Source organism: Parasedimentitalea marina (assembly GCF_004006175.1).
Taxonomy (GTDB): Bacteria; Pseudomonadota; Alphaproteobacteria; order Rhodobacterales; family Rhodobacteraceae; genus Parasedimentitalea; species Parasedimentitalea marina.
In genome coordinates, this window is sequence record NZ_CP033219.1 from 4,387,249 (window position 1) to 4,402,479 (window position 15,231).

A 15,231-nucleotide genomic window follows, 5' to 3' on the forward strand; every position below is an offset into this window, starting at 1 on the left:
TCGCCACTTTGGTCGATCTGCGCCGGTCATCAGACGAAGGAAACGAGACAGAAAATGATTGTTGAACAACGAACCTACAGTCTGCATATCGGCGCCGCTCCGAAATACCTGAAGCTTTACGAAGCCGAAGGTCTCGCCATCCAGCGTTCTATTCTTGGCCGGATGGTGGGGTATTTCTCAAGCGATATGGGGGCGTTGCACCAAATTGTGCACATGTGGGCCTATAAAGACTATGCCGAAAGAGAGCAGCGCCGCGCGCGCTTGAATGCTGATCCAATTTGGCAGGCATATGCCCCCAAAACCCGTCCATTTCAGATCTCGCAGGAAACCAAAATCCTGATCCCTGCGCATTTCAGCCCCTGGGCAACCGATGATCCAGCTTTGGATATGGCGGCAAATCACACTTTAGACCAAGGACAGACCAATGATTGACCTTTACACATGGACCACACCGAATGGGCGTAAAGTCTCTATTCTGCTAGAGGAACTGGGGATCGACTATAACGTCCATTCCATCAACATTGGACAAGGTGAGCAAAAGACGCCAGAGTTTCTGAAGATTGGTCCTAACAACAAAATTCCTGTGATTGTGGATAGTGATACCGGTGTTTCTGTCATGGAAACCGGGGCTATCATGATCTATCTGGCAGAAAAATACGGCAAGTTTCTACCGCAGGATTTGCAAAAGAAGACCGAGGTCATGGAATGGCTGATGTGGCAGATGGGTGGGCTGGGTCCGATGCTTGGTCAGGCGCATCACTTCGTTCATTTCAACCCGGGTGTAGCCGAATACGCCGAAGACCGGTTCCGGACTGAAGTCGCGCGCCTATATGGCGTTCTTGATGCGCGCCTGGCTGGGCGTGACTATATCTGCGACGAATACAGCATTGCCGATATGGCCTGCTGGCCCTGGATCTCGCGCTATGAATGGCAGGAAATGGATCTGGCAGACTATCCAAATATTCGGGCTTGGTACCAGCGCCTGCTTGCACGTGATGCCGTCCAAAAGGGCTATCACGTCCCAAAAGTTATGGGTGAAATCCCTGCCGGGTAATGCTGGTCAGATTGGAAATTTCTATTCTTAACGCTTGAATGTCAAAGGATATAAGAATGCTTACAGGAAAACACCTTATTGCAGGTCAATGGGTGGGCAGTGATCAGACATTTGCCAATATGCCGGTGTCTGGCGCTGTGGATCACTTCAGTGTCGGCACGCCGATACTGGTGGATGCTGCTGCCAAAGCGGCCGAAGAGGCGTTCTGGAGCTTTGGCTATAGCAGCCGAGCTGAGCGTGCGAATTTTCTGCGTGCCATCGCCGATCAGATTGATGCTCGCGGCGATGACATCACTGCCATGGGGATGAAAGAAACCGGACTTCCCGAGGCCCGTCTGATGGGCGAGCGGGGCCGGACAGTCGGTCAGTTGCGGCTTTTTGCGGACCACATCGAGGCTGGCGATTATCTGGATCGTTGTCATGACGGTGCATTGCCGGATCGCGCGCCTTTACCTCGCCCTGATCTTAGAATGGTGCAGCGGCCCATTGGTCCGGTGGCTGTCTTCGGGGCCTCAAATTTTCCGCTGGCGTTTTCGACGGCCGGTGGCGATACGGCAGCCGCTTTGGCTGCCGGATGTCCGGTTGTTGTCAAAGGTCATTCCGCGCACCCGGGTGTGGCTGATATCGTCGCCCAGGCAATCCATGAAGCGATTAAAGAATGCGATATCCACCCCGGTGTCTTCAGCCAGATACAGGGTGGCAACCGCGCCGTGGGGCAGGCGGTTGTTCAGCACCCACTGATCAAGGCTGTTGGCTTTACCGGATCTCTGGCCGGTGGACGGGCGCTGTTTGACCTGTGCGCAGCACGCCCCGAGCCGATCCCATTCTTTGGCGAGCTGGGCTCGGTCAATCCCATGTTCATTCTGGACGGTGCCCTGTCGCAACGCGGCGCTGATCTTGGCACGGCCTGGGCTGGGTCTCTGACCATGGGGGCAGGGCAGTTTTGCACCAATCCCGGAATTGCCGTGGTGGTCGAGGGGGATGCGGTTGAGGCCTTTGCAGCAGCTGCAAAAACAGCGCTTGCGGAAACTGCAGGGCAGACGATGCTGACCGATGGCATTGCTTCAGCCTATCATGACGGAACAGCGCGTGTGGCTGGAACTCCTGGCATTCGTACAGTTCTGACAACCACCTGCGAAGGGCGCATGGCCACGCCATATCTGTTTGCATCCACGGCTGTAGAATGGATGGCCAACGCGGCGCTGGGCGAAGAAGTCTTTGGCCCGCTTGGCCTGATCATCACTGCAAAAGACAAAGCTGAGCAGGTGGCCGTCGCGCAATCGTTCCAGGGCCAGCTGACCTGTACCATCCACATGGAGGATGCGGATCTATCGGACGCGCAGGCCCTGTTTCCAGTGCTGGAGCGCAAAGCCGGGCGTATCCTGGTCAATGGGTTCCCAACTGGCGTCGAGGTCAGTGACACGATGGTGCACGGCGGTCCTTATCCGGCTTCTACAAACTTTGGTGCGACGTCAGTTGGGACGCTGTCCATACGCCGTTTCCTGCGGCCAGTGTGTTATCAAAACTTGCCAGACTCTCTTTTGCCATCAGATTTGGTGTAACATCTGACCCAGAGGCCCGCGATGCAGACAACAAAACTGGGACGTACTGAACTTGACGTCAGCGTTGCGGGACTGGGCTGTGGCGGGCATGCCCGGCTGGGACAATCCTATGGTCACAGCACTGATCAGTCCGTTGCACTGGTCAGAACGGCGCTAGATGTAGGCGTAAATTTTGTCGACACCGCCGCTGTCTATGGCACTGAAAACATCGTTGGACAGGCGATCAGCACCTGCCGGGAATGGGTTATTGTCTCGACCAAGCAAGGAATTGTGCAACCTGGAACCTCGGCACTGGGGCAGGCCTTTTTATCAGCCGAGATGTTTACTACCCGAGTCGAAGACAGTCTTAGGCGGTTAGGCACCGACTATATCGATGTCATGCATTTGCACGGGGTGATGGCTGATCAATACAGTTATTGCTTGGCCGAGCTGGTCCCAGCGATGGTAAAGCTGCGGGATCAAGGCAAAATCAGGTTTATCGGACTGACAGAGCGTTTTATCGAGGACACAAATCATACGATGCTGTCGCGCGCTCTGAAGGATGACATCTGGGATGTTATCATGACCGGGTTCAATATGATCAATCCCTCAGCCAGACACTCAATCTTGAAAAAGACCCAGGAAAATAACGTGGGCACATTGAATATGTTTGCCGTTCGGCGTGCCCTTGGTAGTCGTGCTGCGACCGTTGAGATCATTACTGAATTGCAAAAAGGTGACCAAATTGACCTTTCTGATGAGCAAGCGGAAAACGCACTGGAATTTTTGACTGATCCTGATGTGGCCAGCAGTGTGTTAGAGGCAGCCTATCGGTTTTGCCGCCATGAGCCTGGCATTGATATTGTCTTGACAGGCACCGGTTCGGCCAAGCATTTGACCGAAAATATTGCCGCCCTCAAGATGCCCCCGCTGCCCGACAAAGTACAGGATCGCTTGCGTGACATTTTTGGCAATGTGGATTCGGTGTCTGGGAATTAGGCTTTAAGCGTCGATAGGTCAGGCAGTCTTTTACCAAGGTGGTTCGTAACGGGGCTTTGCCCCCACCGCCATTCTGGCGGCTCCCCCAGGATACTTAGTGGCCAGATGAAGACTGGATCCTTTATTCATCTGGCCCAAATATCCTGGGGTCTGGGGCAAAGCCCCAGCCGCCGGCGGCAATACAGAAGTTGATTAGTCGCGCAGCAGTTCATTGATGCCGGTCTTAGAACGAGTCTTCGCATCGACGCGTTTGACAATTACCGCACAATAAAGACTAACACCGTTTTTCGATGGCAATGAGCCCGACACAACAACTGAGTATGGCGGTACTTCACCGTACATGACTTCACCTGTTTCACGATCGACAATTTTAGTCGATTGGCCAATGTAGACGCCCATACCAAGCACTGATCCTTCACGGACGATGCAACCTTCTACAACTTCTGAACGCGCGCCGATAAAGCAGTTGTCCTCGATGATCGTTGGGCCAGCTTGCATGGGTTCTAGTACACCGCCAATACCGACGCCGCCGGATAGGTGCACGCTTTTGCCGATCTGAGCACAGGAACCAACGGTCGCCCAGGTATCTACCATTGTGCCTTCGTCGACGTAGGCACCCAGATTTACAAAAGATGGCATCAAGACCACACCGGGAGCGATAAAGGCGGATTTGCGAACGATGGCGTTGGGGACCGCCCGGAAGCCGGCTGCTTTCCACTGATTTTCACCCCAACCGATGAATTTACTGTCGACCTTGTCCCACCATCCGCTACCCTGTGGGCCACCGGATTGCATTTCCATATCTTTGATGCGGAACCCCAGAAGAACGGCTTTTTTAGCCCATTGGTTCACCTGCCAGTCACCAGTCGCCTGTTTTTCTGCGACGCGCAGGCTACCTGAGTCCAGGGCATTCAGCGTGTCCTGGATGGCCTCACGCGTTTCTCCGGTGGTGGCGGGAGTGATGCTATCGCGGACCTCCCAGGCGGCTTCGATGGCGGTTTCCAGCTGGGCGTTGGACATGTGTTGTAGCTCCGAAAACGTAATGGTTCGAGCTGTCATAGCGGTATTTGTTGATAAGGTCATCGCCGGATTTCAACGAAAATGTCGTTATTGGCCTCAATTCCCGTGAAATTTTGAGATTCCTGCAAGTCGCGTACATCAGGCCATGCTTTGCTTCTCCGTTCTACTGGTCTGACCTCCAATAGAAAAAGGCATTCCTTTTTGGGCAGCGCAAATACTTAGCGCACACGCCGTAGGTGGCGTCGCAGGATCTCGCAGGCGGCTGCGGCATCACGGCGGGCCATGGCATGAACAATAGCGGCGTGATCCTTATCGGTTCGGCGACTCCAGCGGTGTTGCCAGTTGGCAAACAGATGTCGCGCAGAGGCAATGTGAAGGTCGTCAATTGCAGCCAGTAAACGGGGCATCGCACAGGGGGTTAGAATGACCCGGTGAAATCTACGGTTCAGCTTTTCCCAGACAATCATACTATCGGCCTCGTCGCAGGCGATACGGGCGGCGTCGGCTGCATCAAGGTCCTGCGGCGTCAGGTTTGCGACGGCATGGGTAAGCGCAAGAATCTCAAGGGAAACCCGCATTTCGATGACTTCGTGTATTTCGCTGGGATCCTGTGCGGTGACCCGTGTTCCACGCCGTGGAATAGACTGTGCCAACCCGTGGGCTTCGAGCCGTAATAGCGCTTCGCGTACCGGCACGTGGCTGGTGTCAAATTCACGTGCAATATGGTCCTGACGGAGTTTCTCTCCGGCGGGTAGGTCACCTGCAACGATGCGCTCGCTTAGGCTGTGATAGATGGAATCGGCGATTGTTGGAGTCATAGATAATAGATAAAATTCTAGTCGGCTGCCTACAAGGGCTATCCCAGTGGATCAGGCGCAATATTTCCGCCACAAATTAGCACGGCAACACGTTCATCCAATTCGGGGCGATAGGCCCCGGACATTAATGCGGCCAATGCGGTGGCACCTGCCGGTTCCACGAGAATCCGGTGTTGCATCCACAGGGCCTTTTGGGCGGTGGTGATCGCCCTGTCTGAGACCGTAACGGATGTTATGTTTTGGGAACTGGCCAAGTCATAGCAGATGTTGCCGATCCGCTTGGCTCCTAGCGCATTGGCAGCCACACCCGAGACTTCGACATCCACTGGTTGTTGGTTTTGCAATGCAGCGTGCAGTGCGCATGAAGTTTCTGGCTCTACCGCGATAATTTTTTTGCTGCCGCTAAACCAGGCCATGGCACCTGCGATCAGTCCACCACCACCGACTGCTATCAATAGTGTATCGGCCTGCATTCCCTGTGACTGCCATTCGGAAAAACATGTGCCTTGCCCTGCGACCGTTGCAGGCGCGTCATAGGCGTGCACCTGCATGGCGCCTGTTTCGGTTTCATACTGTTGCGCCAGTTCTAGCGCATTGGAATAGGCACCCGGAACCACTTGCAGGTCTGCGCCCGAGGATTTGATCAGGGCAATTTTGGCAGGGCCGGCCATTTCCGGGACGTAGATTCGTGCGCGATGGCCTAGTTTATGCGCTGCATATCCCACGGCCGCGCCGTGGTTGCCGCCGGATGCAGCCACCAGGCCAGCCCCAGGTACATCCTGATTAAGCAGAGTGTTAAAGGCTCCGCGCGCCTTGAAGCTACCAGTGTGTTGCATGTGCTCCAATTTCAATTCAATCGGGGCGTTTAGTCCAAATCCCTGAACTTGTAGCGTCGGTGTGATCTGGATATGGCCATTAATCCGTTCAGATGCTGCCTCAATGTCGTTTTTCCAACCCATCTCACGTGCCTTTGCCTAGTGTTGCGGCGGTTGACCTTATAGGCTGAAAGAAAACACGCAAGCAGGATCCCAAAATGAAAGAAGACCGCCACAGCCGACTTCGCGACGCCCATTCCGATCGGGATCAGGCCGAGCACGTGCCCTCGACACCGCAGAGTGTATCTCCGGCTTATCGCCTGGCATTTGCCGATGAGGATTTTCTTTGCCGCGAAGAGCTGCGACCGGTTCGGCTGCAGTTGGAACTGCTGAAGCCGCAATTGTTACTGGACGAACGCGGCATCGAAAGCACCATCGTGCTGTTTGGGGGCGCCCGTATTCCGGACCCTGCGCATAAGGATCAGGCGCGTACGAAAACGCTGGCGGATTTGTCCGAATTTTATGACGAAGCGCGTGAGTTTTCCCGTTTGATGACGTTGAAATCTATCGAAACGGGCGGCCGTGAACATGTGATTGTTACAGGTGGTGGCCCCGGCGTGATGGAGGCCGGTAACCGTGGTGCGGTAGATGCGGGCGGGGCCTCAATTGGATTGAGCATAGTCTTGCCGCATGAACAGGCACCGAACGAGTATGTGACCCCGGATCTCAGCTTTAATTTTCACTATTTCGCGATCCGCAAGATGCATTTCCTAATGCGTGCCCGCGCGATCTGCGTGTTCCCCGGTGGGTTTGGCACCATGGACGAGTTGTTCGAAAGCCTGACTTTGATTCAGACGGGCCGCATGGAACGAGTGCCGTTCCTGCTGTTTGGCAAGGCGTTTTGGGAAAAGGTGATCAACTGGGACGCGCTGGCGGATGCCGGCACGATTTCAGATAAGGATCTTGACCTGTTCCGCTTTGTTGATACGGCGCAAGAGGCGATGGAACTCATTGAAAACTGGGAGCCAGCACCACCGCGCGATACTCTTCCCGGGCGGGAAAAGTAGGGGTTATTCTTACTGGGCGGGATAAAGCCGCCCATCAAAATTATGCATTCAGGGGAATAAAGCGGGATCAGGCCATGTCTGTTGGCAGAACACCCAGTTCAACGCCTTGGGGCAGACTGGTCAGAACCTGTGATCCACGCACGTCTTTGATTGCATAGCCGTAACCTTTGAGCCGGAATTTCCATTCACGCGCGCTGAGTGCTTTTTCACGTTCATCGCGGATTAGGTTTAGAACGCCGTCCTCGATCATGCTGCCGCCGATATCTGCCTGTGCCATTTTTTGGTCTCCTGGTTTGATTGTCCTCAGGATAGAAACTGATTGTTCAGGATGGCGAAACTTTACCGGAATTGAGGAAAAGCTGAGACGAAATGTGGCGGTCTGCCCCATGCGTGAAGGAAGTGTTTAGAGTGGTGCTGGCTTGATCAGCAATGACACTCTTCGACATGATTGCAGCGCCGACCTGCGGTCGGGCGCTGCCCGGCGAAAACGCCGAACAATCATGTAAGGGTGAACCAGTGTGGGTTAAGTAATCCGGATGCCGCTAAGAGTCAGGAGGACATTCCGGCTTCAGCCTCGATCTGTTTGCGGCTTTTGCGCGAACGTTCCGTGGCGGATTTCAGTTGGCCGCAGGCAGCCATGATATCTTCGCCGCGGGGTTTGCGGATGGGTGAGGCATAGCCCGCCTCGTGGATGATATCTGCAAAAGTATGGATACGGTTGCCCGAACTGCGTTTGTACGGTGCACCAGGCCATTCGTTGAACGGGATCAGATTGATCTTAGCCGGGATACCTTTGATCAACTCGACCAAACGATGCGCGTCTTCTTTGCTGTCGTTTACACGGTCCAGCATCACATATTCAAAGGTAATGCGCTCTGAGTTGGCAACACGTGGATAGGCCCGAAGAGCCTCTAGCAGGGCTTCGATGTTCCAGCGTTTGTTGATCGGCACCAGTTTGTCACGCACGTCGTCTGTGGTGGCATGGAATGAAACGGCCAGCATGCAGCCAATTTCTTCTGCGGTGCGGGCGATTTCCGGTACCACACCACTGGTCGACAGAGTGATACGGCGACGACTGAGTTGAATGCCCTCGGGATCCATCGCAATTTTCATCGCGTCACGGACGTTCTCGAAATTATAGAGCGGTTCGCCCATGCCCATCAGGACAATGTTGGACAGACGCCGGGTACGGTCGTCGGCGCGGGTGCCGGGTACCGGCCATTCGTCCAGATCGTCGCGGGCCATCATCACCTGCCCGATGATCTCGGCGGAAGTCAGGTTGCGGACCAGTTTCTGAGTGCCAGTGTGACAGAACGAACAGGTCAGGGTGCAACCCACCTGAGACGAGATGCATAGGGTGCCGCGGTCGGTTTCGGGGATATAAACCACTTCGACCTCGTGACCGCCGGCGATGCGGACCAGGTATTTGCGGGTGCCATCCTCGGACACCTGCCGGGTGATCACTTCGGGGATTTCAATGACACAGTGCTGGGCCAGGTCCGCGCGCAGGTCTTTAGACAGATTGGTCATATCGGCAAAGTCGCGTTTGCCCCACTGATAGATCCACTGCCAGATCTGGCCGACCCGCATTTTGGCCTTTTTCTCTGGAGTGCCAAGGTCGATCAGAGTCGCCCGCAATTGCTCGCGCGTTTGGCCAACAAGATTGATCTTGCCGCCTTCGGGTAACTTGCGTGGCAGGGTCAAAACGTCTTGGGTGATCGGTGTGTCGGCTGTCATGGCTTGGGACTCGGATATATAAGAGTGGATGCAGCTCTATATAGGAGTTTGCGCCAAGATCAAAAGTTTTCGGTAATAATCGTTACTGGCCGCCGCTGGCCAACAATTCGTCTGATTGGCCAGATGGGTAAAACCTCCTGCGTCTATGCGATTCAGGAGGGTGCTAGATTTCTAACAAGATTGGATTATTTGGCGCAGCGTTTGTCCGCGTCTTCGATAGCAGCGGTAAAGCCCAACAGCGAGAAACTGTCCTGGGTCTGGGTGCCACGGGCTGACCGGGCGGTCAGAATCGCTTGTGAGCCGCGCTTCATTGCAGTGATGATCTTGGTGTCATCAGCTGCGGTTGCGGGCCATGCCCATTCGCCCTCGGTGAACAATTCGAACTCGGATTCGCCGATTTTCATGTTCACTGTGGACCCCGGTGCAAATGGGTAGCCACCGGTAAAGGTAACTTGTCCACTTTCTTCGCCGTCGGGGCGATAGAAAACAAACAGCTGAATTTCGCTACGGCGCACGGCAACAACGCGTCCATCACGGGTGTTGACCGATTCTTTCGGTGCCGAGACGCCCCAGCATTCGATCGGGTCATTCCCCTGAAAAACACTCCAGTCCACGTTGGCGGCAACGCGGTTGGTGCTTTGGTTCTGTTGTGCAGCTGCTGTGGTGGCGGCGATGCCAGCCAGACACAGACCAATAATTACATGGGCAAATTTAGATGCCATTTGTCCCGACTCCAAGACTGTCATTACCTCAATAGTGCCAGCGGGCCTGCAGTGTTACCCACCGTCTAGGCCAGTTTCCCTAGCATGTTGACAGAACCATACTAACGTCAGTAGCACCACTGGTGAAAGTGCGATTGGCAGGAAATCGCCAAGAAAAAGGGCTAATAGCATGACAAATCCGGTTCCAATGGCTGAAATCTGGCGTGGTCAGTTACTGGAGAGCCTTCACCTGGGCCATGCAGTTGTCTGCGATGACAGCGGTCAGGTGGTGCGCAGTTGGGGAGATCCTGATGCGGTGGTTTACCCGCGCAGCTCCTCCAAGATGATCCAGGCGCTGCCTTTGATCACCTCTGGGGCTGCAGAGAAGTTCGGTCTGACCAGTGAACAGCTGGCCCTGTCCTGTGCGTCGCACACTGGGGCGGCGATCCACACTGATCGGGTCCGTGCGTGGCTGTCGCAACTGGGACTAAGCGATGGTGATTTTCGGTGTGGGCCGCAAATACCCGGCGATGCTCCTGCGCGCAATTCAATGATCAAGACGGATTCCAGCCCATGTCAGGTGCATAACAACTGCTCTGGCAAGCACGCAGGTTTCCTGACTCTGGCGCAGCATATGGGTGCCGGTCCGGAATATATCGATGTTGATCACCCGGTACAGCAAGCTGGTTTGGCGGCATTTGAGGAAACCACCGGCCAGGATAGTCCCTGCTACGGTATCGATGGGTGCTCGGCTCCGAACTTTGCCACCACGGTCACGGGCATGGCCCGGTCAATGGCCTGGTTTGCCTCGGCAGCGGATCGATCAGATCGGGCTTCGGTCGCGGCGCAGCAACTGGTGGCAGCGATGACCCGGCACCCTGATCTGGTGGCCGGCGAGGGTAAGGCCTGTACCAACCTGATGCGCGCCATGGGTGGCAAGGTTGCGATCAAGACCGGGGCCGAGGGGTTCTATATCGCCATCATCCCGGAAAAGCGCTTGGGTGTTGCGTTGAAAATCTCAGACGGTGCAACCCGTGCCAGCGAATGCGCGATTGCTGCCATTCTGGTGTCGCTGGGTGTTTTGGATGCCAATCATCCGGAAACAGCAAAGTACATGAATGTACCGCTGCTGAATCGCCGTGACGTCAATTGTGGCGTGGTGCGGCCTGCCACTGAATTACTGTTCTGAGCGATTTCTTTGCCCGGCCAGTAGGCCGGGCAGGGTTCTTACATCTCTAGAATTTCGGCAACTTCGACAGAGCCGTCGCCGTCAACAACCATTGGGCACCCTTTGGCCATGTCACTGGCAGCTGAGATGTCGGCAGCTTCAACCACCGAATAACCGGCCAGCGGGTTGGTTCCGCCATCGTCTGCAATGCCGCCATGACTGACGGTTTTGGACAGACCAACAGGAGCGCCCGGTACGATCAGGGCATCCCCCATCGATGCCATCCAGCTTTTCCAAGCCGCCATGACTTTGGCGCCGTCCTCGGGCGTGTCGGGCTTCTTGCCACCATGATAGGCGAAAATGAATTGGGCCATTGCTAGTATCCTTTTGTTGAATAGAAACGGATGAAAGTGCCGGGTCGTCAGGTGATATTGGTTGCGAGCTTACGCAAGGATGATGTCCAGCCCGACTCGTGCCGCGCGCTTTGCTCGCTGTCATCCAAATCGCGGTGATCAATCAACAATCGCGCGCCTGATGTACTGGAAACGACGGTAAAGGTCACATGGCTTTCGCCACCGCGCTGGTCATCGTCGTCGTGCCAACCCCAGGTGAAACCAACCGATTTGGGTGCATCCACATGGGTCACATGGCCCGACACCTTGAATTGTTGACCCTCGCCGTTGCGCATGATCGAAAACCACGGCCCGGTGCGGTTAAAGTTCAGGTCATGCTCGGGCACGTCCATGCCTTCGGGGCCCCACCATTTCAGCAATTTTTCGGGTGTGGTGATCCAATGGAAAAGCCGTTCCGGGGTAACTGAGAATTCGCGTTCCAACCGCAGGTCGGTCATTTATCGTCCTCCTTAAGCGCGGCCTCTAGCCGGTCCAGGCTGGGTTCCCAGAACTCGCGCTTTGATTTTGTCCACGTGGCGATCAGTTGCAGTCCTTCGGGACGTGCGGAATACAGGCGTTGGGTGCCCTGGGCGCGTTGTTGTATCAACCCGGCCTCGCGCAGGACCTTTAGATGTCGTGAAATAGCTGGCGCAGTGATGCCCGAACCGCGCACCAGATCCCCCGCCGGCAATTCGCCGTGATCCATGAGTTGTTCCACAATTGACATGCGGATCTCGTCAGCAAGCGCTGAAAATGATTTTAGAAGCGGTGTCATGAGGGTAATATTAACTTAATCGTTAATTAAAGCAAACGTTAATTATGCGAGGCAGGTAATACAGCCCGAGAAAAAGGGTCAGATCATATCCCACAATAGTTTCATAGCCAGCGAAACTGAAGTGACTACCAGCAGTGGCTTGATCAACCGGGCGCCCTGTTTTTGGGCCATCCTTGCACCCACTGCCGCACCCGCAATTTGTGCAGCACCCATGGCCAACCCGGTGGCCCACCAAGGTGTCGCCACAAAGGCAAAGGCCAGCAGCGCGCCGGCATTTGACGCAAAGTTCAGCAGTTTGGTGTGGGCGGTGGCTTTTAGAATGCCGTAACCAGCCATGGATACAAAGGCGAGCATGTAAAAGCTGCCTGCGCCCGGTCCTAACAACCCATCGTAAGCACCGCATAAAGGCACCATGATCGCGGCAAACAGAAATGGAGTCATCCGGCGGTGCCGATCTGTGTCACCCAGTCCCTTTTTGGTCGCAAAGAACACAGCGATGCCAATCAACAACAGCGGAAGGATCATACGGATCCAGCCGGTTGGCAGGACTGAAACCAACAGTGCCCCGGCGATGGCGGCGACAAAGGCAACAAGGGCTGCGCCGCCTTGTTCACGCAGGTTCACATGGCCGCCCCTTGCATAGGTCAGCGCCGCTGTGGCCGTGCCAAATAGGCCCTGGATTTTGTTGGTGGCCAGCGCGGTCAACGGATTGGCACCGGCTAACAGCAACACAGGCACCGTGATCAAACCTCCACCGCCGGCCACGGCGTCCATGAAACCCGCAACAAACCCTGCCGCCAACAAGAGCAGCAGGGTCTCGAAACCCACTTCAAGCATGGATTATCCTTTGAATTCGTCGCGGTCGTAGCCTTGCACATACAGCAAGGCGGTCAGGTCACCGTGATTGATGCGAATGTCGCATTCCGCCGCAACCGAGGGTTTGGCGTGCAGCGCAACTCCGGCCCCTGCACGTTTTAACATGCCCAGATCATTGGCGCCGTCGCCGACCGCCATTACATCTGCCTCAGTTATGCCTAGCTTGGCGGTGATCTGTTCCAGCGCCTCGACCTTGGCTTGGCGTCCCAGAATGGGGCGTCCCGCTTCACCCGTTAGTTTGCCGTTGGCCACATGCAATGTATTGGCGCGGTTCTCGTCAAAACCTAGTTCCGCAGCAACCTTAGCGGTGAAAGCGGTGAACCCACCTGACACCAGCGCGGCATAGGCGCCATCTGCTTTCATCGTCGCCAAAAGGGCAGGGCCGCCAGGCATCAGGGTGATGCGTTCATCCAGCACTTTGGCGATGACGGATTCGGGCAGGCCTTTGAGCAAGCCAACACGCTCGGTCAGCGCGCCGTTGAAATCCAGCTCGCCATTCATTGCGCGGGCTGTGATGTCCTTGACCCGCGCGCCAACGCCAGCCTCTTCGGCCAGCTCGTCGATACATTCCTGCTGGATCATGGTGCTGTCCATATCAGCCAGCAGCATCTTCTTGCGGCGACCCTCGGCGGGTTGGATCACCAGATCGACACTCAAGTTCTGCAGATCGGCCCAGACCTCCCATTGGTTGTCGGGCAGGGTGTCCAGCGGGAACTCGGCGGCCTCGTCCGGGGAGAGCCAAGTTGCATCGCCGCCACCCCATGCGTTGCGCAGTGAATCGACCAGTGTCGGATCCAGCGATGGGGTGTTTGGGCTGCAAAGTAGGGTGACGAAATACATTCGTGGGCTCCGTTTGGTATCGGCAGTTGAATGTCTAATACCGGGAGAGGGCGGGAGGAGCCAGCCCAAGACCACGCACGCATTGAACTACTGAGGGCAGTGCCCGACCGAGGAGGGTGCGAAAGCACCCGCCGTGGGGGCGGGCGGGTGCTGCCCGACGTTCCGCCGGGCGATAAGTTTAGTTAAATGGGATCACAAGTCGCCGCGTTCCGACATCATCACGGCGATGAAGCGGGTATTTGGTATCTCAGCCAGGATGATCATAACCATCGCCGTCAGCGGCACGGCCAGAATCGCTCCCATCATGCCCCACAGCGCGGTCCAGATCGCCAGTGACAACAGTACGGTGAATGGGCTGAGGTTTACAGAACGGCCAAGAAACTTGGGCTCAATATAATAGCCAACTGCAATCTGCGGGATCATCAGTGTGACCAACGCAACAGCCGCATGGCCGAACGAAGCAAACTGGATCAGGCTAACGGTGACTGGGAAGACTACTGCGATGATCGAGCCGATATAAGGGATGTAATTCAGCAACCCGATGATAATGGCCCAAAACGCTGGATGGCTGATCCCCAGCATGATCAGGATACCATATGAGACGAATGCCAAGATGATGTTGACCAGGGTCTTAGCGGCCAAATAGCTGCCGATCTTTTCATTGATCTGGCGCGCGATTTCCAAAGTGTGAGTGGCTTGCTCGGGATTACCCATTGCCCGTTGGGTTTTGTTCGGCAGGCTATCCAGTTCGGCTAAGATGAAAACGGCATACAATGCTGCAGCAACAATAACGGATCCACCATTTGAGATTGTTGCAACAGCGGCCGGCATCAGCGTAGTGGCATCAAGCAGATCGAGAATGCGTTCGCCAAAGTTGGCCCATTGGGGGGTCTCCTTCACTCCAAGAAAGTCGAGAAACCGAAGCTGCAGCGCATCAAAGTTCTCAGTGTATTGGGGCAGGGCGGCAGAAATCGAGGCGGCATTTGTAGTGATGAACGAGGCCAGCAGCAGGAAGGCGGCCGTTATGGCCAGCAGCACCAGTAATCTGCGCCAACTGCGAGGTAAGCGACCAACTACTGGGATGCGAACCATGGCATCCGCCGCAGTGGTCAAGATGTAGACTGCGATGATGCCCACCAGAACGGGCAGCATGATGGACTGCCCAACGATCAGCAGCCAGCCCACCATGATCATCAGTGCGACCGAATAGGTCGCCATTGCCAATTTGCTCATTTATCAACACCTGATTCCAAATCTTAAGCGTCAGTAAATACGCAGCCGAGCTTGTGGGCAATGTGTCGTAGTAAGTTTCCGATCGTAGTCCCTGTGCGTCGCAATCGATCCCGGAATGGCCGTAATCTGTCGTTTTTCCTGTTGCCTGCCGCGTTGCAGCACCGTAGATCCGGCAGTGGGACACCCTTCCCCAAC

The 15,231-nt window shown here is 55.5% G+C and carries 18 protein-coding genes; 6 read left to right on the forward strand and 12 right to left on the reverse strand.

The genetic code is table 11. The features are described from left to right. Positions 1 to 54 precede the first annotated feature (54 nt). From EBB79_RS21130 to EBB79_RS21145, 4 genes are read left to right on the forward strand one after another with little or no spacing between them, the layout of a single operon-like run. Entirely contained in the window at positions 55 to 432 is a 378-nt protein-coding gene (locus tag EBB79_RS21130) for an NIPSNAP family protein (protein ID WP_127750786.1), read from the forward strand. After that, the gene (locus EBB79_RS21135; protein ID WP_127750787.1) at positions 425 to 1,054 is read left to right on the forward strand and encodes a glutathione S-transferase family protein; all 630 of its coding nucleotides are present in this window, start codon (positions 425 to 427) and stop codon (positions 1,052 to 1,054) included. The genes EBB79_RS21130 and EBB79_RS21135 overlap by 8 nt, the downstream gene beginning before the upstream one ends. A 56-nt stretch (positions 1,055 to 1,110) precedes the next feature. Beyond that, a complete protein-coding gene (locus EBB79_RS21140; RefSeq protein WP_202977631.1) occupies positions 1,111 to 2,616 on the forward strand; it encodes an aldehyde dehydrogenase (NADP(+)) in 1,506 nt (501 codons plus the stop codon). A 21-nt stretch (positions 2,617 to 2,637) separates the two neighbouring features. Next, positions 2,638 to 3,594, forward strand: coding sequence for an aldo/keto reductase (locus EBB79_RS21145; protein ID WP_127750789.1), 957 nt, complete (start codon positions 2,638 to 2,640; stop codon positions 3,592 to 3,594). Positions 3,595 to 3,786: 192 nt separating this feature from the next. Here EBB79_RS21145 and dapD read toward each other — a convergent pair whose 3' ends face one another. The 3 genes from dapD to EBB79_RS21160 form a co-directional block, all read right to left on the reverse strand. Then, on the reverse strand, positions 3,787 to 4,614 hold the full coding sequence (gene dapD, locus EBB79_RS21150; protein ID WP_127750790.1) for a 2,3,4,5-tetrahydropyridine-2,6-dicarboxylate N-succinyltransferase: 828 nt from the start codon (positions 4,612 to 4,614) through the stop codon (positions 3,787 to 3,789). A gap of 218 nt (positions 4,615 to 4,832) precedes the next feature. Beyond that, the gene (locus EBB79_RS21155) at positions 4,833 to 5,432 is read right to left on the reverse strand and encodes a GntR family transcriptional regulator (protein WP_127750791.1); all 600 of its coding nucleotides are present in this window, start codon (positions 5,430 to 5,432) and stop codon (positions 4,833 to 4,835) included. Positions 5,433 to 5,470: 38 nt separating this feature from the next. Beyond that, on the reverse strand, positions 5,471 to 6,391 hold the full coding sequence (locus EBB79_RS21160) for a threonine/serine dehydratase (RefSeq protein WP_127750792.1): 921 nt from the start codon (positions 6,389 to 6,391) through the stop codon (positions 5,471 to 5,473). A 74-nt stretch (positions 6,392 to 6,465) separates the two neighbouring features. Between EBB79_RS21160 and EBB79_RS21165 the strand changes: the two genes are divergently transcribed. Further along, positions 6,466 to 7,314, forward strand: coding sequence for an LOG family protein (locus EBB79_RS21165; protein ID WP_127750793.1), 849 nt, complete (start codon positions 6,466 to 6,468; stop codon positions 7,312 to 7,314). Positions 7,315 to 7,381: 67 nt separating this feature from the next. On the opposite strand, the gene EBB79_RS21170 is transcribed toward EBB79_RS21165, so the two are convergent. From EBB79_RS21170 to EBB79_RS21180, 3 genes are all read right to left on the reverse strand, one after another. Continuing rightward, positions 7,382 to 7,591 carry a hypothetical protein gene (locus tag EBB79_RS21170; protein ID WP_127750794.1) on the reverse strand — a complete coding sequence of 70 codons (210 nt, stop codon included), beginning with the start codon at positions 7,589 to 7,591 and terminating at the stop codon, positions 7,382 to 7,384. Between the two features lie 272 nt (positions 7,592 to 7,863). Beyond that, positions 7,864 to 9,051: a dual-specificity RNA methyltransferase RlmN gene (rlmN, locus tag EBB79_RS21175; RefSeq protein ID WP_127750795.1), complete on the reverse strand. Its 1,188-nt coding sequence runs from the start codon at positions 9,049 to 9,051 to the stop codon at positions 7,864 to 7,866. Positions 9,052 to 9,236: 185 nt separating this feature from the next. Next, a complete protein-coding gene (locus EBB79_RS21180; RefSeq protein WP_127750796.1) occupies positions 9,237 to 9,773 on the reverse strand; it encodes an invasion associated locus B family protein in 537 nt (178 codons plus the stop codon). A gap of 169 nt (positions 9,774 to 9,942) precedes the next feature. On the opposite strand from EBB79_RS21180, the gene EBB79_RS21185 reads away from it, so the two are divergent. After that, positions 9,943 to 10,941 carry an asparaginase gene (locus tag EBB79_RS21185; protein WP_127750797.1) on the forward strand — a complete coding sequence of 333 codons (999 nt, stop codon included), beginning with the start codon at positions 9,943 to 9,945 and terminating at the stop codon, positions 10,939 to 10,941. A gap of 38 nt (positions 10,942 to 10,979) precedes the next feature. On the opposite strand, the gene EBB79_RS21190 is transcribed toward EBB79_RS21185, so the two are convergent. The 6 genes from EBB79_RS21190 to EBB79_RS21215 all read right to left on the reverse strand — a co-directional run bounded on the left by EBB79_RS21190 (position 10,980) and on the right by EBB79_RS21215 (position 15,036). Continuing rightward, positions 10,980 to 11,294, reverse strand: coding sequence for a YciI family protein (locus EBB79_RS21190; RefSeq protein ID WP_127750798.1), 315 nt, complete (start codon positions 11,292 to 11,294; stop codon positions 10,980 to 10,982). A gap of 47 nt (positions 11,295 to 11,341) precedes the next feature. Further along, on the reverse strand, positions 11,342 to 11,770 hold the full coding sequence (locus EBB79_RS21195) for an SRPBCC family protein (RefSeq protein WP_127750799.1): 429 nt from the start codon (positions 11,768 to 11,770) through the stop codon (positions 11,342 to 11,344). Beyond that, positions 11,767 to 12,087: an ArsR/SmtB family transcription factor gene (locus EBB79_RS21200; RefSeq protein ID WP_127750800.1), complete on the reverse strand. Its 321-nt coding sequence runs from the start codon at positions 12,085 to 12,087 to the stop codon at positions 11,767 to 11,769. The genes EBB79_RS21195 and EBB79_RS21200 overlap by 4 nt, the downstream gene beginning before the upstream one ends. A gap of 78 nt (positions 12,088 to 12,165) precedes the next feature. After that, the gene (locus tag EBB79_RS21205) at positions 12,166 to 12,924 is read right to left on the reverse strand and encodes a TSUP family transporter (RefSeq protein WP_127750801.1); all 759 of its coding nucleotides are present in this window, start codon (positions 12,922 to 12,924) and stop codon (positions 12,166 to 12,168) included. A 3-nt stretch (positions 12,925 to 12,927) separates the two neighbouring features. Further along, a complete protein-coding gene (gene serB, locus EBB79_RS21210; RefSeq protein ID WP_127750802.1) occupies positions 12,928 to 13,803 on the reverse strand; it encodes a phosphoserine phosphatase SerB in 876 nt (291 codons plus the stop codon). A 192-nt stretch (positions 13,804 to 13,995) separates the two neighbouring features. Then, the gene (locus EBB79_RS21215; RefSeq protein WP_127750803.1) at positions 13,996 to 15,036 is read right to left on the reverse strand and encodes an AI-2E family transporter; all 1,041 of its coding nucleotides are present in this window, start codon (positions 15,034 to 15,036) and stop codon (positions 13,996 to 13,998) included. Positions 15,037 to 15,231 lie beyond the last annotated feature (195 nt).